This is a genomic window from Thioalkalivibrio sp. ALJ3 (assembly GCF_000377205.1).
Classification (GTDB): Bacteria; Pseudomonadota; Gammaproteobacteria; order Ectothiorhodospirales; family Ectothiorhodospiraceae; genus Thioalkalivibrio.
In genome coordinates, this window is the sequence record NZ_KB897907.1 from 426985 (window position 1) to 444648 (window position 17664).

The 17664-nt window shown below is 63.4% G+C and carries 30 protein-coding genes; 1 reads left to right on the plus strand and 29 read right to left on the minus strand.

What is annotated here, in order from left to right:
- Positions 1-83 precede the first annotated feature (83 nt).
- Entirely contained in the window at positions 84-2933 is a 2850-nt protein-coding gene (uvrA, locus tag C935_RS0108615; RefSeq protein ID WP_018862109.1) for an excinuclease ABC subunit UvrA, read from the plus strand.
- An 87-nt stretch (positions 2934-3020) separates the two neighbouring features.
- On the opposite strand, the gene rplQ is transcribed toward uvrA, so the two are convergent.
- From rplQ to tuf, 29 genes are all read right to left on the minus strand, one after another.
- The gene (rplQ, locus tag C935_RS0108620) at positions 3021-3416 is read right to left on the minus strand and encodes a 50S ribosomal protein L17 (protein ID WP_018862110.1); all 396 of its coding nucleotides are present in this window, start codon (positions 3414-3416) and stop codon (positions 3021-3023) included.
- 42 nt (positions 3417-3458) lie between these two features.
- Positions 3459-4445, minus strand: a complete 987-nt coding sequence (gene rpoA, locus C935_RS0108625) for a DNA-directed RNA polymerase subunit alpha (protein WP_018862111.1) — start codon at positions 4443-4445, stop codon at positions 3459-3461.
- 30 nt (positions 4446-4475) lie between these two features.
- Complete coding sequence (gene rpsD / locus C935_RS0108630; RefSeq protein ID WP_012983508.1) at positions 4476-5096, minus strand: 30S ribosomal protein S4; 621 nt, start codon at positions 5094-5096, stop codon at positions 4476-4478.
- Between the two features lie 15 nt (positions 5097-5111).
- Entirely contained in the window at positions 5112-5501 is a 390-nt protein-coding gene (rpsK, locus tag C935_RS0108635) for a 30S ribosomal protein S11 (protein ID WP_018862112.1), read from the minus strand.
- A gap of 21 nt (positions 5502-5522) precedes the next feature.
- A complete protein-coding gene (gene rpsM / locus C935_RS0108640) occupies positions 5523-5879 on the minus strand; it encodes a 30S ribosomal protein S13 (RefSeq protein ID WP_018862113.1) in 357 nt (118 codons plus the stop codon).
- A gap of 66 nt (positions 5880-5945) precedes the next feature.
- The gene (rpmJ, locus tag C935_RS0108645; protein WP_012983511.1) at positions 5946-6059 is read right to left on the minus strand and encodes a 50S ribosomal protein L36; all 114 of its coding nucleotides are present in this window, start codon (positions 6057-6059) and stop codon (positions 5946-5948) included.
- 15 nt (positions 6060-6074) lie between these two features.
- Positions 6075-7421 (minus strand): preprotein translocase subunit SecY, encoded by a 1347-nt coding sequence (secY, locus tag C935_RS0108650; RefSeq protein WP_012983512.1) that lies wholly within the window; start codon positions 7419-7421, stop codon positions 6075-6077.
- Entirely contained in the window at positions 7421-7855 is a 435-nt protein-coding gene (gene rplO / locus C935_RS0108655; protein WP_018862114.1) for a 50S ribosomal protein L15, read from the minus strand. The genes secY and rplO overlap by 1 nt, the downstream gene beginning before the upstream one ends.
- A 3-nt stretch (positions 7856-7858) precedes the next feature.
- A complete protein-coding gene (rpmD, locus tag C935_RS0108660; protein WP_018138193.1) occupies positions 7859-8038 on the minus strand; it encodes a 50S ribosomal protein L30 in 180 nt (59 codons plus the stop codon).
- A gap of 2 nt (positions 8039-8040) precedes the next feature.
- Entirely contained in the window at positions 8041-8547 is a 507-nt protein-coding gene (gene rpsE, locus C935_RS0108665) for a 30S ribosomal protein S5 (RefSeq protein WP_018862115.1), read from the minus strand.
- 27 nt (positions 8548-8574) lie between these two features.
- Entirely contained in the window at positions 8575-8925 is a 351-nt protein-coding gene (gene rplR, locus C935_RS0108670; protein WP_018862116.1) for a 50S ribosomal protein L18, read from the minus strand.
- A gap of 10 nt (positions 8926-8935) precedes the next feature.
- On the minus strand, positions 8936-9466 hold the full coding sequence (gene rplF / locus C935_RS0108675; RefSeq protein ID WP_018862117.1) for a 50S ribosomal protein L6: 531 nt from the start codon (positions 9464-9466) through the stop codon (positions 8936-8938).
- Between the two features lie 10 nt (positions 9467-9476).
- Positions 9477-9869, minus strand: a complete 393-nt coding sequence (gene rpsH, locus C935_RS0108680) for a 30S ribosomal protein S8 (RefSeq protein ID WP_018862118.1) — start codon at positions 9867-9869, stop codon at positions 9477-9479.
- A 13-nt stretch (positions 9870-9882) separates the two neighbouring features.
- Complete coding sequence (rpsN, locus tag C935_RS0108685) at positions 9883-10188, minus strand: 30S ribosomal protein S14 (RefSeq protein ID WP_026278735.1); 306 nt, start codon at positions 10186-10188, stop codon at positions 9883-9885.
- A gap of 13 nt (positions 10189-10201) precedes the next feature.
- Positions 10202-10741 (minus strand): 50S ribosomal protein L5, encoded by a 540-nt coding sequence (gene rplE, locus C935_RS0108690; protein WP_018862120.1) that lies wholly within the window; start codon positions 10739-10741, stop codon positions 10202-10204.
- A gap of 16 nt (positions 10742-10757) precedes the next feature.
- Entirely contained in the window at positions 10758-11072 is a 315-nt protein-coding gene (rplX, locus tag C935_RS0108695) for a 50S ribosomal protein L24 (protein WP_018138199.1), read from the minus strand.
- Positions 11073-11079: 7 nt separating this feature from the next.
- A complete protein-coding gene (gene rplN / locus C935_RS0108700) occupies positions 11080-11448 on the minus strand; it encodes a 50S ribosomal protein L14 (protein WP_018862121.1) in 369 nt (122 codons plus the stop codon).
- A gap of 21 nt (positions 11449-11469) precedes the next feature.
- Positions 11470-11736 (minus strand): 30S ribosomal protein S17, encoded by a 267-nt coding sequence (gene rpsQ, locus C935_RS0108705; RefSeq protein WP_018138200.1) that lies wholly within the window; start codon positions 11734-11736, stop codon positions 11470-11472.
- A 4-nt stretch (positions 11737-11740) separates the two neighbouring features.
- A complete protein-coding gene (rpmC, locus tag C935_RS0108710) occupies positions 11741-11932 on the minus strand; it encodes a 50S ribosomal protein L29 (protein WP_017926380.1) in 192 nt (63 codons plus the stop codon).
- Positions 11932-12345, minus strand: coding sequence for a 50S ribosomal protein L16 (rplP, locus tag C935_RS0108715; RefSeq protein WP_018862122.1), 414 nt, complete (start codon positions 12343-12345; stop codon positions 11932-11934). Before rplP ends, rpmC begins: the two co-directional genes overlap by 1 nt.
- A 12-nt stretch (positions 12346-12357) precedes the next feature.
- Positions 12358-13038 carry a 30S ribosomal protein S3 gene (gene rpsC, locus C935_RS0108720; protein ID WP_018862123.1) on the minus strand — a complete coding sequence of 227 codons (681 nt, stop codon included), beginning with the start codon at positions 13036-13038 and terminating at the stop codon, positions 12358-12360.
- A gap of 2 nt (positions 13039-13040) precedes the next feature.
- Complete coding sequence (rplV, locus tag C935_RS0108725; RefSeq protein WP_018862124.1) at positions 13041-13379, minus strand: 50S ribosomal protein L22; 339 nt, start codon at positions 13377-13379, stop codon at positions 13041-13043.
- Positions 13380-13388: 9 nt separating this feature from the next.
- Positions 13389-13661, minus strand: a complete 273-nt coding sequence (rpsS, locus tag C935_RS0108730) for a 30S ribosomal protein S19 (protein ID WP_018862125.1) — start codon at positions 13659-13661, stop codon at positions 13389-13391.
- Between the two features lie 12 nt (positions 13662-13673).
- Complete coding sequence (rplB, locus tag C935_RS0108735; protein ID WP_018862126.1) at positions 13674-14495, minus strand: 50S ribosomal protein L2; 822 nt, start codon at positions 14493-14495, stop codon at positions 13674-13676.
- A 2-nt stretch (positions 14496-14497) separates the two neighbouring features.
- Complete coding sequence (gene rplW, locus C935_RS0108740; RefSeq protein WP_018862127.1) at positions 14498-14794, minus strand: 50S ribosomal protein L23; 297 nt, start codon at positions 14792-14794, stop codon at positions 14498-14500.
- Complete coding sequence (rplD, locus tag C935_RS0108745; protein WP_018862128.1) at positions 14791-15396, minus strand: 50S ribosomal protein L4; 606 nt, start codon at positions 15394-15396, stop codon at positions 14791-14793. Before rplD ends, rplW begins: the two co-directional genes overlap by 4 nt.
- Before the next feature lie 5 nt (positions 15397-15401).
- Entirely contained in the window at positions 15402-16046 is a 645-nt protein-coding gene (gene rplC / locus C935_RS0108750) for a 50S ribosomal protein L3 (RefSeq protein ID WP_018862129.1), read from the minus strand.
- A gap of 111 nt (positions 16047-16157) precedes the next feature.
- On the minus strand, positions 16158-16469 hold the full coding sequence (rpsJ, locus tag C935_RS0108755; RefSeq protein ID WP_012983533.1) for a 30S ribosomal protein S10: 312 nt from the start codon (positions 16467-16469) through the stop codon (positions 16158-16160).
- 5 nt (positions 16470-16474) lie between these two features.
- The coding region (gene tuf, locus C935_RS0108760; RefSeq protein WP_018862130.1) for an elongation factor Tu at positions 16475-17664 on the minus strand (1190 nt) is incomplete at its 5' end.

Below are 17664 nucleotides of genomic sequence, written 5' to 3' on the forward strand. Positions count from 1 at the left end.
CACGGTGTTACCATGAACGGTTTGCGCCCCAGGGCAGTCTGTCGGGCGCCGCTCGCATAACCAGGTGGAGTCGATACCGATCCATGGACAGCATCAGCATCCGCGGGGCCCGCACCCATAACCTGAAGAACATCGATCTCGACCTGCCGCGCGACCGGCTGATCGTGATCACGGGCGTGTCCGGCTCCGGCAAGTCGTCGCTGGCCTTCGACACGCTGTTCGCCGAGGGGCAGCGCCGCTACGTGGAGAGCCTCTCCACCTATGCCCGGCAGTTCCTGTCGATGATGGAAAAGCCGGACGTGGACCAGATCGAGGGGCTCTCGCCAGCGATCTCCATCGAGCAGAAGAGCACCTCGCACAACCCGCGCTCCACGGTCGGCACCATCACCGAGATCTACGACTACCTGCGCCTGCTGTTCGCCCGCGCAGGCGAGCCGCGCTGCCCCGAACACGGCGAGACCCTGGCTGCCCAGACCATCTCGCAGATGGTGGATCAGGTGCTGGACCTGCCCGAGGGCGAGAAGGTGATGCTGCTGGCCCCGATCGTGCGCGGACGCAAGGGCGAGCACCACAAGCTGCTGGAGTCCATGCGCGCCCAGGGCTACCTGCGCGCCCGCATCAACGGCGAGATCCACGAGCTCGACGCCGTACCCGCGCTCGATCCCAAGCGCAATCACAGCATCGAGATCGTGATCGACCGTTTCAAAGTCCGCGAGGACCTGCGCCAACGCCTGGCCGAGTCCTTCGAGACAGCGACCGAACTGGCCGACGGGCTGGCACTGGTCACCTGGATGGACGAGCCCGAACGCGAGCCAATGATTTTTTCCGCGCGCTATGCCTGCCCCGTCTGTGGCTATGCGCTGCGCGAGCTGGAGCCCCGGCTGTTCTCTTTCAACAACCCGGCTGGCGCCTGCCCCACCTGTGATGGGCTCGGCGTGCGCCAGTACTTCGACCCGGAGCGGGTCGTCTCACAACCCGAATTGAGCCTGGCCGGCGGCGCGGTGCGTGGCTGGGACCGGCGCAACGCCTGGTATTTCAGCCTGCTGAACAGCCTCGCCCGACATTACGGCTTTGACGTCGAGGCGCCCTGGCAGGAGCTGCCGGCCGAGGTCCGGGCCGTCGTACTGCACGGCTCCGGCAAGGAGAAGGTCAAGCTGTCGACCCCAGCCGCCAATGGCCGCCTGCGCACCGACGAGCGCGTGTTCGAAGGGGTGATCCCAAACCTGGAACGACGCTACCGCGAGACCGACTCCGCCGCCGTTCGCGAGGAGCTGGGGCGTTATCTGGCCGAACAGGCCTGCCCCGAGTGCCACGGCACGCGCCTGAACTCCGCGGCGCGTCATGTGTTCGTCAGCGACCTCACCCTGCCCGAGGTCACCCACATGAGCGTGGCCGACGCGCGGGCCTTCTTCGCCGAGCTGCGTCTGCCGGGCCGCTTCGCCCAGATCGCGGAGAAGATCGTGCGCGAGATCGGCGCGCGCCTAGGATTCCTGAACGACGTGGGGCTGGACTACCTGACGCTGGATCGCTCCGCTGACACGCTCTCTGGCGGCGAGGCGCAGCGGATTCGGCTAGCCTCCCAGATCGGGTCGGCCCTGGTGGGGGTGATGTACATCCTCGACGAACCGTCGATCGGCCTGCATCAGCGCGACAACGAGCGGCTCCTGAACACCTTGTGTCACCTGCGCGACCTCGGCAACACCGTCATGGTAGTGGAGCACGACGAGGACGCGATTCGCGCGGCGGATCATGTCATCGACATCGGCCCGGGCGCCGGCCGCCACGGCGGCCAGATCGTGGCGGCCGGCACGCCGGACGAGGTGGCCCGGAACCCGGATTCCCTGACCGGCGCCTATCTCAACGGGACACGGGCGATTGCGGTGCCGGAACAGCGCATCGAGCCGGACCCCGAACGCGAGATCCGCGTGATCGGGGCGCGCGGCAACAACCTGAAGGGTGGCGACTTCGCATTTCCCACGGGCCTGCTGACCTGCGTCACCGGAGTCTCCGGCTCCGGCAAGTCGACGCTGGTCAACAACACGCTTTACCCCGCCGTCGCCGTGGCTCTGCATGGCGGTCGCCACACGATCGCGCCGCACGAGCGCATCGACGGGCTCGAGCTGATCGACAAGGTCGTCGACATCGACCAGAGTCCGATCGGCCGCACCCCGCGCTCGAACCCCGCGACCTACACCGGTCTGTTCACCCCGATCCGCGAGCTGTTCGCCGCCACGGCCGAGGCCCGCTCGCGCGGCTACAAGCCAGGCCGCTTTTCGTTCAACGTCCGCGGCGGCCGCTGCGAGGCCTGCCAGGGCGATGGCGTGATCAAGGTGGAGATGCACTTCCTGCCGGATGTCTTCGTCCCCTGCGACGCCTGCAAAGGCAGGCGCTACAACCGCGAGACCCTGGAGGTCCGCTACAAGGGCAAGAGCATCCACGAGGTGCTGGAAATGACCGTCGAGGAGGCCCTGGAGTTCTTCCAGCCGGTCCCCGTGATCCATCGCAAGCTCGAGATGCTGATGGAGGTCGGGCTCTCCTACATCCAGCTCGGCCAGAACGCGACCACCCTGTCCGGCGGCGAGGCCCAGCGCATCAAGCTGGCGCGCGAGCTGTCCAAACGCGATACCGGTCGCACCCTGTATATCCTGGATGAGCCGACCACCGGCCTGCACTTCGAGGACATAGCCCAGTTGCTGCGAGTGCTCCACCGCCTGCGCGACCACGGCAACACGATCGTCGTGATCGAGCACAACCTCGACGTGATCAAGACCGCCGACTGGCTGATCGACATCGGCCCGGAGGGTGGCAGTGGCGGCGGCGAGCTGCTCGTCGCCGGCACGCCCGAGACAGTGGCTGGCACCCCGCGCAGCCACACGGGGCGCTTCCTCGCGCCCTTGCTCCAGACACGCCAGAATCAAGTCGCGTCCGCCTGACGGACCACCGCGGCGGAGTCTGGCTTCCCCAGACGCAAAAAAGCCGGCCAAGCGGCCGGCTCTCTATAATCCACGAGCAGTGTTCGATCAGGCGGCTTCGCCGTTCCCCTGATCTTCACTCGGCTCCGGACGATCGACCAGTTCGACATAGGCCATCGGGGCATTGTCACCCGCCCGGTAGCCACACTTCAGGATGCGCAGATAGCCACCCGGACGACCGTCGTAGCGCGGACCCAGCTCGTTGAACAGTTTGCCCACGATCTCCTTGTCACGCAGACGGGCGAACGCGGTCCGGCGACCGTGCACGCTATCTTCCTTCGCGAGGGTGATCAGCGGCTCGGCCACGCGGCGCAGTTCCTTGGCCTTCGGCAGCGTGGTCTTGATCAGTTCGTGCCGGAACAGGGCCACAGACAGGGCCTGAAAAGTGGCCTTGCGGTGCGAGCTGTTACGGCCCAGCTGACGGCCGGAATGACGATGACGCATGAGAGATTTCCTCTGAAATACGGTTGGCGCGAAGCGCCGTGATTACTCGTTGTCGTCGCGCAGACCCGGCGGCGGCCAGTTCTCGAGACGCATCCCGAGCGACAGACCGTGAGTGGCCAGCGTGTCCTTGATCTCGGTCAGCGACTTCTTGCCCAGGTTGGGCGCACGCAGCAGCTCAACCTCGGTGCGCTGCACCAGATCACCGATGTAGTACAGGTTTTCGGCCTTCAGGCAGTTCGCCGACCGCACGGTCAGTTCCAGCTCGTCCACCGGACGCAGCAGGATCGGATCGATCGCGCCCGCGGTCGTGCCCGGCACCTCGCCCGTCTCTTCCTGGAGATCGACGAACGGGGCCAACTGACCCTGCAGGATCGTCGCCGCCTGACGCACCGCGTCATCCGGCGCGATCGCACCATTGGTCTCCAGCTCGAGCACCAGGCGATCCATGTCGGTGCGCTGCGCCAGACGCGCGCTCTCGACTCGGTAGGCCACGCGGCGGATCGGGCTGAAGCTGGCATCCAGCAGCAGCCGACCAATACCGGTCTCGTCCCCTTCGGCCTGACGGCGAGTGCTCACCGGTTCGTAACCGCGCCCGGCGCGGGCGGTCAGGGTCATGTCGAGTTCGACATTCTTGGTGATCGTCGCAATCACGTGCTCGGGGTTCACGACTTCGACATCGTGATCCACGGTGATGTCACCGGCGGTGACCACGCACGGACCCTTTTTCTTCAGACTTAGCGTCGATTCTTCGCGGCTGTGCATGCGCAGCGCTACACCCTTGAGGTTCAGCAGGATATCGACCACGTCTTCCTGCACACCTTCGATCGCGGTGTATTCGTGCAGCACGCCCTCGATACGGGCCTCGACGATCGCCGCACCCGGGATCGACGACAGCAGCACGCGGCGCAGGGCGTTGCCCAGCGTATGACCGAAACCCCGCTCGAGCGGCTCCAGCGCTACCTTGGCCTGGTTCCGGTTCTCGGCCTCGACCTCGATCTGTTGTTTCTTGACCAGTTCGTTGGACTGCATGGTGTCTCCTGGCGGAAGGCCGCTATACGGTTACTTCGAGTACAGCTCGACGACGAGCGACTCGTTGATGTCGGCGGGCAGGTCGGAGCGGTCCGGGATCGCCTTGAAGGTGCCCTCGAACTTGCTCGTGTCCACTTCCACCCAAGACGGAAAACCGCTCTGCTCGGCCAGGGTCATGGAATCCTGGATACGCACCTGCTTGCGTGCCTTCTCGCGAATGCTGACCACGTCGGACGGCTGCACCTGGTAGGCGGCGATGTTGACCACCTGACCATTGACCAGCACCGCGCGGTGCGACACCAGCTGACGTGCCTCGGAGCGGGTACTGCCGAAGCCCATGCGATACACGACATTGTCCAGACGGCCTTCCAGCAGCTTCAGCAGGTTCTCACCCGTGGAGCCCTTGCGCTGAGCGGCCTTCTTGTAATAGTTACGGAACTGCTTTTCCAGTACCCCGTAGATGCGGCGCAGCTTCTGCTTTTCGCGCAGCTGCACGGCGTAGTCGGACAGGCGGGTACGGCGTTCGCCGTGCTGCCCCGGGGCCTTGTCCAGCTTGCACTTGGTCTCCAGCGCGCGTGCCCGGCTCTTCAGCCCCAGGTCCACGCCTTCGCGGCGACTCAGTTTGCACTTCGGTCCAATGTAACGAGCCATTCTTGAACTCCAGCCTTAAACGCGGCGTTTCTTGGGCGGCCGGCAGCCGTTGTGAGGGATCGGGGTGACATCACTGATGTTGGTGATCTTGAACCCCACGTTGTTCAGCGCACGGACCGCCGACTCGCGACCCGGGCCCGGACCGCGCACCATCACGTCGAGGTTCTTCACGCCGTGCTCGGCGGCCGCCGAACCGGCCCGTTCCGCGGCCACCTGGGCCGCGAACGGGGTCGACTTGCGCGAGCCACGGAAGCCGGAGCCACCCGAAGTGGCCCAGCTGATCGTGTTGCCCTGACGATCGGTGATGGTGATGATCGTGTTGTTGAACGTGGCGTATACGTGAGCCACGCCCTCAGCGATATTCTTGCGGACCTTTTTCTTGGTCCGGGTCTGCGCTTGTGCCATGTACCTGTGATCCCAGTCTGATTACTTACGAATCGGGCGACGCGGGCCCTTGCGGGTCCGGGCGTTCGTCTGCGTCTGCTGGCCGCGCAACGGCAGGCCACGGCGATGACGCACCCCGCGATAGCAGCCCAGATCCATCAACCGCTTGATGTTCATGCTGATCTCGCGGCGCAGATCCCCTTCCACCGGAATCCGATCGATCTGCGCACGCAGAGCGTCGACTTCGGCATCGGTCAGATCCCGCACCTTGATTTCCGGACGCACACCGGCGGCCTCGCAGATCTGGCGGGCCCGAGTCGGGCCAATGCCATAGACCGCGGTCAGCGCAACCACGGTGTGCTTCTGGTCAGGAATATTGATTCCAGCGACGCGAGCCATCCAACATCTCCATCAGAATCCGGCAAAGCCGGCTATAGTAGCAATGAATACCAGTGACGCCAAGCCTTAGCCCTGGCGTTGCTTGTGGCGCTTGTCCGAGCAAATCACGCGGACCACGCCATTACGCCGGATCACCTTGCAGTTGCGGCAGATCGGCTTTACGGATGCCCGTACCTTCATGGTCTTTCTCCTGGTCTAGCGGATCCCGGTCCCGCCGAAACCCTTCAGATTCGCCTTTTTCATCAGTCCTTCGTACTGGTGCGACACCAGATGCGATTGCAACTGGGCCATGAAGTCCATCACCACGATCACGATGATCAACAACGACGTCCCACCAAAGTAGAAGGGCACGTTCCAGTACAGGATCAGGAATTCCGGCAGCAGACACACGGCGGTAATGTACACCGCACCCACCGCGGTCAACCGGGTCATGACCCCGTCGATAAACCGTTCCGTCTGGACGCCCGGCCGGATCCCCGGGATAAAGGCGCCCTGCTTCTTCAGGTTTTCCGCCGTATCGCGCGAGTTGAACACCAGCGCGGTATAGAAGAAACAGAAGAAAATGATCGCCGCCGCGTAGAAGCCCACGTACAACGGCTGCCCGGGCGCAAGCGTCGTCGACAGCTCGCGCAGCCAGTCCATGCCCTCCGCCTGTCCAAACCATTGCCCCAGAGTCGAGGGGAACAGGATGATACTCGATGCGAAGATCGGCGGGATCACCCCCGCCATATTCAACTTCAGCGGCAGGTGGGAAGACTGGCCGCCTACGACCTTTCGCCCGACCTGGCGCTTCGCGTAATTGATCGTGACCCGCCTCTGTCCCCGCTCGACGAACACCACGAAGGCGGTTACCGCGAGCGCCAGCACGATCAGAATCACCACGAACGCGGCCGCCAGCTCACCGGTACGCGCCAGCTCCAGAGTGCCGCCGATCGCACCGGGCAGGCCCGCGACGATCCCGGCAAAGATGATGATCGAGATGCCGTTACCGATGCCGCGCTCGGTAATCTGTTCGCCCAGCCACATCAGGAACAGCGTCCCGGTCACCAGCGACACGACCACCGTAAAGATAAAGATCGGCCCCGGATTCAGCGCCATCGGCATGCCCTGAATGGTCTGCCCGTTCAGCGCGATCCCAATTCCGATACTCTGAAACAGCGCCAACGCCACAGTCCCGTAGCGCGTGTACTGCGTAATCTTCCGGCGGCCCTGCTCGCCTTCCTTTTTCAGCTGCTGCAGCGCCGGCACGGTGGCCGCAAGCAGCTGCATGATGATCGCCGCGGAGATATACGGCATCACCCCGAGGGCGAAGATCGACAGTCGCTCCAGCGCACCCCCGGAGAACATGTTGAACATGTCCAGGATCGTGCCACTTTGCTGCTCGAAGAACTGCGAAACGGCGACCGGATTGATCCCCGGCACCGGGATAAACGTCCCGATGCGGTAGACGACCAGAGCGCCCAGCACGAACAGCAGGCGTTGACGCAACTCGGTAAAGCCGGTGAGTCCGCCACCGGATCGTGCTGTCGCTCCGCGCGCCATTATTCGGCCTCGACGCTCCCGCCGGCCGCCTCAATGGCTGCCTTGGCCCCCTTGGTCACGCCCACGCCCTTGACGACGCAGGCTTGGGTGACTTCACCGGACGCGAAGATCTTCGCGCTCTGGGCGATCTCGGGAATCACACCGGCCTTTTTCAGACTGTCCAGCGTAACCTCACCTTCTACCTTGGCCAGCTCGCTGAGGCGAACCTCGGCTGCGTAGCGCTGCTTGCGCGAACGAAAGCCCACCTTGGGCAGACGACGCTGCAGCGGCATCTGGCCGCCTTCGAAGCCGGTCTTGGTGAAGCCGCCCGAGCGGGACTTCTGCCCCTTGTGGCCGCGCCCGCCGGTCTTGCCCAGGCCGGAGCCGATACCACGACCCACGCGCTTGCCCGGCTTGCGGGCACCGGCGGGGCTGGAAATGTCGTTGAGTCGCATAGGTCAGACTTCCTCTACCTTCAGCAGGTACGACACCTTGTGGACCATGCCGAGATTCTCGGGGGTGGCCTCGATCACGGAGGTGCTGTGGGTCTTGCGCAGGCCGAGGCCGCGGACACAGGCCTTGTGGTTCTTCAGCCTTCCGGCGGTGCTGCGCACCAGGGTCAGTTTCAGCTTGCTCATGACTAGCTCGTCACTTCGTCGACAGTCTTGCCGCGCTTGGCAGCGACACGTTCCGGCGAGTTCACCTTGGTGAGCCCGTCGATCGTCGCCTGCACGACGTTGATCGGATTGCGCGAACCGACGCACTTGGCCAACACGTTGTGCACGCCCGCGACCTCAAGCACCGCGCGCATCGCACCACCTGCGATCACGCCCGTACCTTCCGAGGCTGGCTGCATGTACACCTTGGCCGCACCGTGACGGCCGTTAACCGCATAGTGCAGGGTGCCATCGTTCAGCGAGACGTCGCGCATCTCCTGACGCGCCTGCTGCATCGCCTTCTGGATGGCCTGCGGGACTTCGCGGGCCTTGCCATAGCCGAATCCAACACGGCCTTCGCCATCGCCCACGACGGTCAGTGCGGCAAAGCGGAACTGACGCCCGCCCTTGACCACCTTGGCCACGCGGTTCACGCCGATCAGCTTTTCCTGCAGGCCGTCGGTGGCTTCGCTTACATCATTACGTGCCATTCATCTTCTCCGGTGGGTCGCGTTGGTCTAGAACTGCAGGCCGTTTTCACGGGCGGCGTCGGCCAGGGCCTTCACCCGCCCGTGATAACGAAAGCCCGCACGGTCGAACGCGACCTGTTCGATTCCGGCTTTCTTCGCGCGCTCGGCGATCACCTGCCCCACACGAGCCGCCGCTTCGGCGTTCCCGGTGTTGCCGGCGCTCTTCAGCTCCTTCTCGACGGTGGAGGCCGCAGCCACCACCGCGTCGCCCGAAGGGGCAATGATCTGCGCATACATGTGGCGCGGCGTCCGGTGAATACAGAGACGATGCACCCCCAGCTCGCGGATCTTGAACCGCGCGCGACGCGCCCTCTTGAGTCTGGCCTCTTTCTTGTCCACTGGTGCCTACCTACTTCTTCTTGGCTTCTTTACGCACAATGCGCTCGTCTTTGTACTTCACGCCCTTGCCCTTGTAGGGCTCCGGCGGACGGAAGGCGCGAATATTCGCCGCCACCTGCCCCACCTTCTGGCGATCCGTTCCCTTCACCACCACCTCGGTCGCGCTGGGCGTCTCGATCGTGACCCCTTCGGGGACATCGAATTCGATCGGGTGGGAATAACCCAGCGTCAGATTGAGCTTCGCGCCCTGCATCTGCGCGCGATAGCCGACGCCGACCAACTCGAGCGTACGCTCGAAGCCCTCGCTCACACCGTGCACATGATTGCCCAGAATGGCGCGGATGGTACCGGCCAGAGCCATGTTCCTGGCGTTTTCGTCGGCCTTCACCCGGACGATGCCGTCCTCGACCGTGACCGTGACAGCCTCCGGGCAAGCCAACTGCAGCTCGCCCTTCGGGCCCTTGACCTTGATCTCGCCGTCGGCCTGCTCCACGGCCACGCCGTTGGGCAGCTTGATCGGCAGATTTGCAATGCGCGACATGGCTGATTCCTCAGTAAATCTTGCAGAGGACCTCGCCGCCCTGGCCGGCGGCCCGGGCTGCGCGATCACTCATGACACCCTGCGGCGTGGAGATCACCGCGACACCGAGCCCCTGGTTGATACGCGGGAGCTCGTCCTTGCCGCGATAGATCCGCAGACCCGGGCGGGATATCCGTTCAACGCTCTCGATGACCGGACGCCCCTCGAAATATTTCAGCTTCACCACCAGCTTCTTCTGCGCGGCCTCGCCCTCGACCTGGACGTCGCCCACAAACCCCTCGTCGGCAAACACCTTGAGGATGCGTTCCTTGGCCTTGCTGAACGGGATCGCGACCTGCTCCTTGTTCGCGCGCTGCGCATTGCGCACGCGGGTAAGCATGTCGGAAATCGGATCGGTCATCATTGCTTTTGTCTCCTTACCAGCTCGACTTGCGCAGGCCCGGGATTTCGCCCTTCATGGCGTGCTCCCGCAGCTTGTTCCGCCCAAGGCCGAACCGACGGTAATAACCCTTCGGGCGACCGGTGATGCCACAGCGATTCTTCTGTCGTACCGCCGCGGAGTCACGCGGTAGCTTCTGCAGGGCGTGCATCGCGGCCAAGCGCTCTTCGGAGGATTTGGTTTCGTCCACCAGGATCGCCTTGAGTTCCGCACGCTTCGCTGCGTATTTCTTGACCAGACGGGCGCGTTTCTTTTCGCGCTCGATCATCGATGTCTTCGCCATCTGCGCCTACCTCTTAGTTGCGGAACGGGAACCGGAAGGCTTCCAGCAGGGCCTTGGCTTCCTCGTCCGTCTTTGCGCTGGTTGTAATCGTGATGTCCATGCCGCGCAGTTTGTCGACGCGATCATAGTCAATCTCGGGGAAGATGATCTGTTCCTTGATCCCCAGCGAGTAGTTCCCGCGACCATCGAACGCCTTGGGGCTGAAACCCCGGAAGTCCCGCACACGCGGCAGCGCCACGTTGATCAGGCGATCCAGGAATTCGTACATCTGGCGGCTACGCAGCGTGACCTTGCAACCAATCGGGTACCCGTCACGGATCTTGAAGCCGGCGATCGACTTCCGCGCCTTCGTCACCACGGGCTTCTGCCCGGCGATGGCCGTCATGTCGCTCACCGCGTGCTCAATGATCTTCTTGTCCGCAACCGCGTCACCCAGCCCCATGTTCAGGGTCACCTTGGTGACACGCGGGATCTCCATCACGTTGGCATAGCTGAACTGCTGCTGCAGCGCCTGCTTCACGTTGGATTCGTATTCTTCTCTCAAGCGTTCCATAAACCGTCCGTCCGCGTTATGCGTCCACGACCTCGCCGTTCGATCGGAAGACACGCACCTTGCGGCCGTCTTCCAGGGTCTTGAACGACACGCGATCACCCTTGTCGGTTGCCGGGTTGAAAAGCATCACGTTGGAGACATCGATCGGCATTTCCTTCTCGATGATCCCGCCACCGATCCCGCGCTGCGGATTCGGCTTCTGATGCTTCTTCACCATGTTGATGTTCTGTACCAGGACCTTGCCGTCCAGCACCTTGATGATGGTGCCGCGCCGGCCTTTGTCCTTTCCTGCGATCACGACGACGTCGTCACCTTTGCGAATCTTATTCATCACGACCTCACAGCACTTCCGGGGCGAGGGAGATGATCTTCATGTACTTCTCCCCTCGCAGTTCACGCGTCACCGGCCCGAAGATACGAGTGCCGATCGGCTGGTGCTGATTATTCAGCAACACCGCTGCATTACGATCGAAACGAATGATCGAACCGTCGGGGCGGCGCACGCCCGACGCAGTACGCACCACGACCGCGTTGTACACGTCACCCTTTTTCACCTTCCCCCGCGGGATGGCGTCCTTTACGCTCACCTTGATCACATCGCCCACGCGCGCATAGCGACGGTGCGAGCCACCCAGCACCTTGATGCACTGGATGCGACGGGCGCCGCTGTTGTCGGCGGCCTCGAGAACGGTCTGCATTTGAATCATGACTTCTCTCCCAGCGGCCGATTAAAGCGCGTCTTGCCCGACCACTTCGATCAGGGCAAAGCGCTTCTGCTTGGACATCGGCCGGCATTCCCGGATACGCACGCGGTCACCCATGCGCGACACATTGTCCTCGTCATGGACGTGCAGCTTGGTGCTGCGCCGAATGAACTTGCCGTACAACGGATGACGCACGCGGCGCTCGACCAGGACCGTCCGGGTCTTGTCCATCTTGTCGCTGATCACGCGCCCAACGACGGATCGCTGGGTTTTGGAGACTTGCTCGGTCATCGTCTTAGCCTGCCTTTCGTTCGTTCATCAGCGTCTTGATCTGCGCGATCTCGCGCCGCACCTTGCCCACTCGATCGGGGCGCGCGAGCTGGCCGACGGCCTTCTGCATGCGCAGCCCGAACTGCTCCTTGTAGAGCGCCTCGAGCTCGGTGTTGAGCTCGTCGTCGGATTTCTTTCTCAATTCGCTCGCTTTCATCACATCACCTGCCGACGGGTAAACACCGTCTTCACCGGCAACTTGGCGGCCGCCAGACGCATCGCTTCGCGCGCCACGTCTTCCTGCACACCTTCCATTTCGTAGAGCATGCGACCGGGCTGCACCTTGCACACCCAGTATTCGACACCGCCCTTACCCTTGCCCATACGGACTTCAAGCGGCTTCTTGGTCACCGGCACGTCCGGGAACACCCGGATCCAGATCTTCCCGCCACGCTTGATGTGACGGACCATCGCGCGACGCGCGGCCTCGATCTGGCGGGCCGTAATGCGACCCCGCTCGACGGCCTGCAGGCCGTACTCACCGAAGCTGACCTTGGCGCCGGTCGAGGCCATACCCCGGTTACGGCCCTTGAACTGCTTGCGGAACTTGGTTCTTTTTGGCTGCAGCATGATCTTTCAGTCCTAGCTCGCGTTGGCGGCGGCGCGGGTCCCTTCGGTCGGCTCCAGGCCAAAGACCTCGCCCTTGAAGATCCACACCTTCACACCAATGATCCCGTAGGTGGTCCGCGCTTCCGCAAACCCGTAGTCGATGTCCGCGCGCAGCGTGTGCAGCGGCACACGGCCTTCGCGGTACCACTCCGAGCGCGCGATCTCGGCGCCGTTCAGGCGGCCGGACACATGCACCTTGATGCCCTGGGCGCCGAGACGCATCGCATTGCCAACGGCACGCTTCATCGCACGACGGAACATAATGCGGCGCTCGAGCTGCTGCGCGATCCCTTCGGCAACCAGTTGTGCCTCGATCTCGGGCTTGCGCACCTCTTCGATGTTGATCTTCACGCTGCCCTGGTCGAGCCCGGTTTCGCGGGCCACGTCCTGGCGCAGCTTTTCGATATCCTCGCCCTTCTTGCCAATCACGATCCCCGGACGCGCGGTCTGGATGGTGATGTGCGCGGCCTTGGCCGGGCGCTCGATGCTGATCCGGCTGACGGACGCGTGCGCAAGCTTCTTCTGCAGAAACTCCCGCAACTGAATGTCGTTATTCAGTGTCTCGCCAAACTCGCGACCATCGGCGTACCAGGTGGCCGACCACGGGCGAGAAATGCCCAGGCGGATGCCGGTCGGATGTACTTTCTGACCCATGCTTAGGCTCCCTTCTCGCTGACGCCGATGACGATATGGCTGGTGCGCTTCAGGATGCGGTTACCGCGACCTTTGGCGCGGGCATGCATCCTTTTGAGCACCGGCCCCTCGTCGACCTGGATGCGCGAGACGCGCAGCTCGTCGATATCGGCACCGTCGTTGTTCTCCGCGTTCGCGATCGCCGACTCCAGCACCTTCTTCACAATGGCGGCCGGCTTCTTCGCGCTGAACGTGAGCTCGTTGAGCGCCTCCTCCACCCGCAGGCCACGCACCTGGTCAGCGACCAGGCGAGCCTTTTGCGGGGAGATCCGCGCGAAACGCAATTTTGCAATCGTTTCCATCGTTCGTCCTCAGCGCGACTTCTTGTTCGCGATATGACCCTTGAAGGTCCGCGTCAAGGCAAATTCGCCCAGCTTGTGGCCGACCATGTTCTCGTTGACGAGCACGGGCACGTGCTGCCGACCGTTGTGGACGGCGATGGTCAGCCCGACCATCTGCGGGATGATCATCGAACGCCGGGACCAGGTCTTGATCGGTCGACGATCGTTCTTCTCGGCCGCTTCTTCCACCTTCTTGCGCAGGTGGTGGTCGACGAACGGGCCTTTCTTCAGTGAACGCGGCATGCTGGGACTCCGTTACTTCTTCCGCCGACGCACAATCATGCCGTCGGTACGCTTGTTATTGCGGGTCTTGTAACCCTTGGTCGGCCGACCCCACGGGGTCACCGGATGGCGGCCAAAGTTGCGGCCTTCACCACCACCATGCGGGTGGTCCACCGGGTTCATGGCCGTACCACGCACGGTCGGACGCACGCCCTTCCAGCGCTTGGCGCCGGCCTTGCCGAACTTCTTCAGACTGTGTTCGGAATGGCCAACTTCGCCCACCACCGCGCGGCACTCGGACTGCACACGGCGCATCTCGCCGGAGCCCAGCCGAAGCGTCGCATGCTGGCCTTCGCGAGCCACGACCTGAGCGGAGGTTCCGGCGGAGCGGACCAGCTGCGCGCCTTTGCCGGGCTTGAGCTCGACGCAATGCACGGTGGTGCCGACCGGGATCGAACGCAGCGGCATGGCGTTACCCGGACGAATCGGCGCCTGGTTCCCGCTCGCCACCTGATCGCCCTGGTTCAGACCCTTCGGCGCGATGATGTAGCGACGCTCACCATCGGCGTACAGCAGCAGGGCCAGATGGGCGCTGCGGTTCGGATCGTATTCGAGGCGCTCCACACGGGCAGGGACGTTGTCCTTGTTGCGCTTGAAGTCGACCACGCGGTAACGCTGCTTGTGGCCACCACCCACGTGCCGGGTGGTGATCCGGCCCGTATTGTTACGACCACCGGAACGGGTCTTCTTTTCGACCAGCGCGGGATGCGGCGCACCCTTGTACAGGTTGTCGCCACGGATCTGTACCGCGTGGCGCCGCCCGGCCGAGGTCGGATTCGTCTTGATAATCGCCATGACTAGACCTGGTCTCCTTCACCCATGTCGATGCTTTCGCCTTCGGCGAGCGACACATAGGCCTTCTTCCAGTGGTTACGGCGACCAAAGAGACGCCCGAAGCGCTTCTGCTTGCCTTGCTGATTCAGAGTGCGCACGTTCTCCACACGCACCTCGAACAGCTGTTCGACCGCCGCCTTGATCTCGTCCTTGCTCGCATCGGGCAGCACGCGAAAAACGTACTGACCAATCTCGCCGGCCATGGTGGACTTTTCCGAGACCACCGGCCCCTGAATTACCTGCATCAGACGCGCATTCATGCCAGCCACTCCTCAACCTTCCGGATCGCCGCTTCGGTCATTACGACCGTCTCCGCGCCGACCAGATTGGCCGGGTTGATGCCGGCCACGCCAACGACGTCGATGTGCGGCACATTACCCAGCGCACGGGCCGTCGTGTCATCCGCCTCGGCGAGAACGACCAGCCCCTTCGCGAGACCGAGCTCCTTGAGCTTGGCAACGCCATCGCGGGTCTTGCCCGATGCCACGGCGAAGTCGGCCACCACCTTCAGCCGTTCCTGACGGACCAGCTCGGAGAGAATCGACGCCATCGCGGCGCGATACATTTTCTTGTTCAGCTTCTGCGAGAAGTCGCGAGTACGGGCGGCGAACACCTTGCCGCCACCGGTCCACAGCGGGCTGCGGATCGTACCCGCACGGGCACGTCCAGTGCCCTTCTGGCGAAACGGCTTGGCGCCGCCGCCGCTTACGTCCGAACGCGTCTTCTGAGCACGGGTGCCCTGACGCTGGCCGGCGAGAAACGCGACCACGCTCTGATGCACCAGCGACTCGTTAAAGTCGCGTTCGAAGCACACGGACGACAACTCCACGCTGGCGCCGGTATCGGCTGTCGTTACTTGCATTGTCTTCAACCCTTCGCCTTGACGGCCGGACGAATCATGACGTCGGTGCTCGGCGCACCCGGCACCGCGCCCTGGATCAGCACCAGGCTTCGATCCGCGTCCACCCGAACCACCTTCAGGTTCTGGATGGTCTTGCGTTCGGCACCCATATGGCCGGCCATCTTCTTGCCCTTGAACACGCGACCCGGGCTCTGGTTCTGCCCGATCGACCCCGGGGCGCGATGCGCCAGCGAGTTGCCGTGGGTCGCATCCTGGGTGCGGAAATTGTGACGCTTGACCGCACCCTGAAAACCCTTGCCCTTGCTCTGCGAGGTCACGTCAACCACCTGACCTTCTTCAAAGCGATCAACCGTGATGGCATCGCCCGGGGCCAGCCCGTCGAGCTCGGCCTCCTCGACCCGGAATTCCCACAGGCCGCGACCCGGCTCGACCGACGCCGCGGCGTAGTGCCCGGCTTCGGGCTTGCTGACGCGAGACGGCTTGCGGCTGCCCGCCGTCACCTGGACCGCGTTGTAACCGTCGCCCTCAGTGCGCTTGATCTGGACCACGCGATTGTTGTCCACCTGCAGCACAGTCACCGGCACGGAGACACCGTCGTCAGTGAAGACGCGGCTCATGCCTAGTTTGCGACCGATGAGTCCAATGGCCATTGCAAAACCCCTTCCGTATCGAACGGCGCTGGCAAGCGCCCTAAAGCCGTGGCCCGGCGAACAATCCCGCCGGGCCACGGAAAGCCCAATAGTATGGCAGAAAGTTACGAGTTAGTTAAGTCGAATCTGAACATTCACGCCGGCAGCGAGATCCAGCTTCATCAGGGCATCCACGGTCTTGTCGGTCGGATCGAGGATGTCCATCAAACGCTTGTGCGTACGCAGCTCGTACTGGTCGCGCGCGTCCTTGTTGACATGCGGCGAAATCAGCACGGTGTACGATTCACGCTTGGTCGGAAGCGGGATCGGACCCTTGACGCGAGCGCCAGTGCGCTTCGCGGTTTCGACAATCTCGGCCGCCGAGCGGTCGATCAGTCGATGGTCAAAGGCCTTCAGGCGAATTCGAATACGCTGGTTTGCCATCTCGCTCACTCAATAATCTTGGATACGACGCCGGCGCCGACGGTGCGGCCGCCTTCACGGATCGCAAAGCGCAGACCATCTTCCATCGCGATCGGGCTGATCAGCGACACGGTCATCTTCACGTTGTCACCCGGCATCACCATCTCGGTGCCTTCCGGCAGCTCCACCGAGCCCGTCACGTCCGTCGTCCGGAAATAGAACTGCGGGCGATAGCCATTGAAGAACGGGGTATGACGGCCGCCCTCGTCCTTGCCCAGGATGTACACCTCGGCTTCGAAGTGCGTGTGCGGGGTGATCGAACCCGGCTTGCACAGCACCTGACCACGCTGCACCTCGTCGCGCTTGGTACCACGCAGCAGCACGCCCACGTTGTCGCCCGCTTCGCCCTGGTCCAGCAGCTTGCGGAACATCTCCACACCGGTAACGGTGGTCTTCTGGGTGTCGCGGATCCCGACAATCTCGATCTCCTCGCCCACCTTGACCACACCGCGCTCGATACGACCCGTCACCACCGTGCCGCGACCAGAGATCGAGAACACGTCTTCCACCGGCATCAGGAAGTCACCGTCCACCGCGCGCTCCGGCTCCGGAATCCAGCTGTCCATCGCCTCGACCAGCTTGTAAATGGCCTGCGCGCCCACTTCGCTGTCGTCCCCTTCCAGCGCCTTCAGCGCGGAACCGGTGACCACCGGAGTGTCGTCACCCGGGAAATCATACGAGGACAGCAGATCGCGCACTTCCATCTCGACCAGCTCAAGCAGCTCGGGGTCGTCAACCATGTCGGCCTTGTTCAGGAACACCACGATGTACGGCACGCCCACCTGACGCGCCAGCAGAATGTGCTCGCGCGTCTGCGGCATCGGGCCGTCGGCCGCCGACACCACCAGGATCGCGCCGTCCATCTGCGCCGCACCCGTGATCATGTTCTTCACGTAGTCCGCGTGCCCGGGGCAGTCCACATGCGCGTAGTGACGAACGTCAGACTCGTATTCCACGTGCGCGGTCGCAATCGTAATCCCGCGCGCCTTCTCTTCCGGCGCATTGTCGATCTGGTCAAACGCACGGGCCTCACTGCCGTACTTCTTGCCCAGCACCGCCGTCATCGCCGCCGTCAGCGTGGTCTTGCCATGGTCCACATGACCAATCGTCCCCACATTCACATGCGGCTTCTTACGCTCGAACTTTTCCTTGGACA

What these genes read in the sequence shown, in the direction of transcription:
- rplD (WP_018862128.1), bottom strand. Translation starts at nt 15,396, where the DNA reads ATGCAAGTAACGACAGCCGATACCGGCGCCAGCGTGGAGTTGTCGTCC.
- rpsM (WP_018862113.1), bottom strand. Translation starts at nt 5,879, where the DNA reads ATGGCTCGCGTCGCTGGAATCAATATTCCTGACCAGAAGCACACCGTG.
- rplP (WP_018862122.1), bottom strand. Translation starts at nt 12,345, where the DNA reads ATGCTGCAGCCAAAAAGAACCAAGTTCCGCAAGCAGTTCAAGGGCCGT.
- rpsJ (WP_012983533.1), bottom strand. Translation starts at nt 16,469, where the DNA reads ATGGCAAACCAGCGTATTCGAATTCGCCTGAAGGCCTTTGACCATCGA.
- rplE (WP_018862120.1), bottom strand. Translation starts at nt 10,741, where the DNA reads ATGGAACGCTTGAGAGAAGAATACGAATCCAACGTGAAGCAGGCGCTG.
- uvrA (WP_018862109.1), top strand. Translation starts at nt 84, where the DNA reads ATGGACAGCATCAGCATCCGCGGGGCCCGCACCCATAACCTGAAGAAC.
- rpmD (WP_018138193.1), bottom strand. Translation starts at nt 8,038, where the DNA reads ATGAGCAAGCTGAAACTGACCCTGGTGCGCAGCACCGCCGGAAGGCTG.
- rpsC (WP_018862123.1), bottom strand. Translation starts at nt 13,038, where the DNA reads ATGGGTCAGAAAGTACATCCGACCGGCATCCGCCTGGGCATTTCTCGC.
- secY (WP_012983512.1), bottom strand. Translation starts at nt 7,421, where the DNA reads ATGGCGCGCGGAGCGACAGCACGATCCGGTGGCGGACTCACCGGCTTT.
- rplV (WP_018862124.1), bottom strand. Translation starts at nt 13,379, where the DNA reads ATGGAAACGATTGCAAAATTGCGTTTCGCGCGGATCTCCCCGCAAAAG.
- rplX (WP_018138199.1), bottom strand. Translation starts at nt 11,072, where the DNA reads ATGAATAAGATTCGCAAAGGTGACGACGTCGTCGTGATCGCAGGAAAG.
- rplC (WP_018862129.1), bottom strand. Translation starts at nt 16,046, where the DNA reads ATGGCCATTGGACTCATCGGTCGCAAACTAGGCATGAGCCGCGTCTTC.
- rpsH (WP_018862118.1), bottom strand. Translation starts at nt 9,869, where the DNA reads ATGATGACCGATCCGATTTCCGACATGCTTACCCGCGTGCGCAATGCG.
- rplN (WP_018862121.1), bottom strand. Translation starts at nt 11,448, where the DNA reads ATGATTCAAATGCAGACCGTTCTCGAGGCCGCCGACAACAGCGGCGCC.
- rplF (WP_018862117.1), bottom strand. Translation starts at nt 9,466, where the DNA reads ATGTCGCGCATTGCAAATCTGCCGATCAAGCTGCCCAACGGCGTGGCC.
- rpsN (WP_026278735.1), bottom strand. Translation starts at nt 10,188, where the DNA reads ATGGCGAAGACATCGATGATCGAGCGCGAAAAGAAACGCGCCCGTCTG.
- rpsQ (WP_018138200.1), bottom strand. Translation starts at nt 11,736, where the DNA reads ATGACCGAGCAAGTCTCCAAAACCCAGCGATCCGTCGTTGGGCGCGTG.
- rpsK (WP_018862112.1), bottom strand. Translation starts at nt 5,501, where the DNA reads ATGGCACAAGCGCAGACCCGGACCAAGAAAAAGGTCCGCAAGAATATC.
- rplQ (WP_018862110.1), bottom strand. Translation starts at nt 3,416, where the DNA reads ATGCGTCATCGTCATTCCGGCCGTCAGCTGGGCCGTAACAGCTCGCAC.
- rpoA (WP_018862111.1), bottom strand. Translation starts at nt 4,445, where the DNA reads ATGCAGTCCAACGAACTGGTCAAGAAACAACAGATCGAGGTCGAGGCC.
- rplB (WP_018862126.1), bottom strand. Translation starts at nt 14,495, where the DNA reads ATGGCGATTATCAAGACGAATCCGACCTCGGCCGGGCGGCGCCACGCG.
- rplO (WP_018862114.1), bottom strand. Translation starts at nt 7,855, where the DNA reads ATGCGACTCAACGACATTTCCAGCCCCGCCGGTGCCCGCAAGCCGGGC.
- rpmC (WP_017926380.1), bottom strand. Translation starts at nt 11,932, where the DNA reads ATGAAAGCGAGCGAATTGAGAAAGAAATCCGACGACGAGCTCAACACC.
- rpsS (WP_018862125.1), bottom strand. Translation starts at nt 13,661, where the DNA reads ATGCCGCGTTCACTGAAGAAAGGCCCGTTCGTCGACCACCACCTGCGC.
- rpsD (WP_012983508.1), bottom strand. Translation starts at nt 5,096, where the DNA reads ATGGCTCGTTACATTGGACCGAAGTGCAAACTGAGTCGCCGCGAAGGC.
- rplW (WP_018862127.1), bottom strand. Translation starts at nt 14,794, where the DNA reads ATGAATGCGCGTCTGATGCAGGTAATTCAGGGGCCGGTGGTCTCGGAA.
- rpsE (WP_018862115.1), bottom strand. Translation starts at nt 8,547, where the DNA reads ATGGCACGTAATGATGTAAGCGAAGCCACCGACGGCCTGCAGGAAAAG.
- rpmJ (WP_012983511.1), bottom strand. Translation starts at nt 6,059, where the DNA reads ATGAAGGTACGGGCATCCGTAAAGCCGATCTGCCGCAACTGCAAGGTG.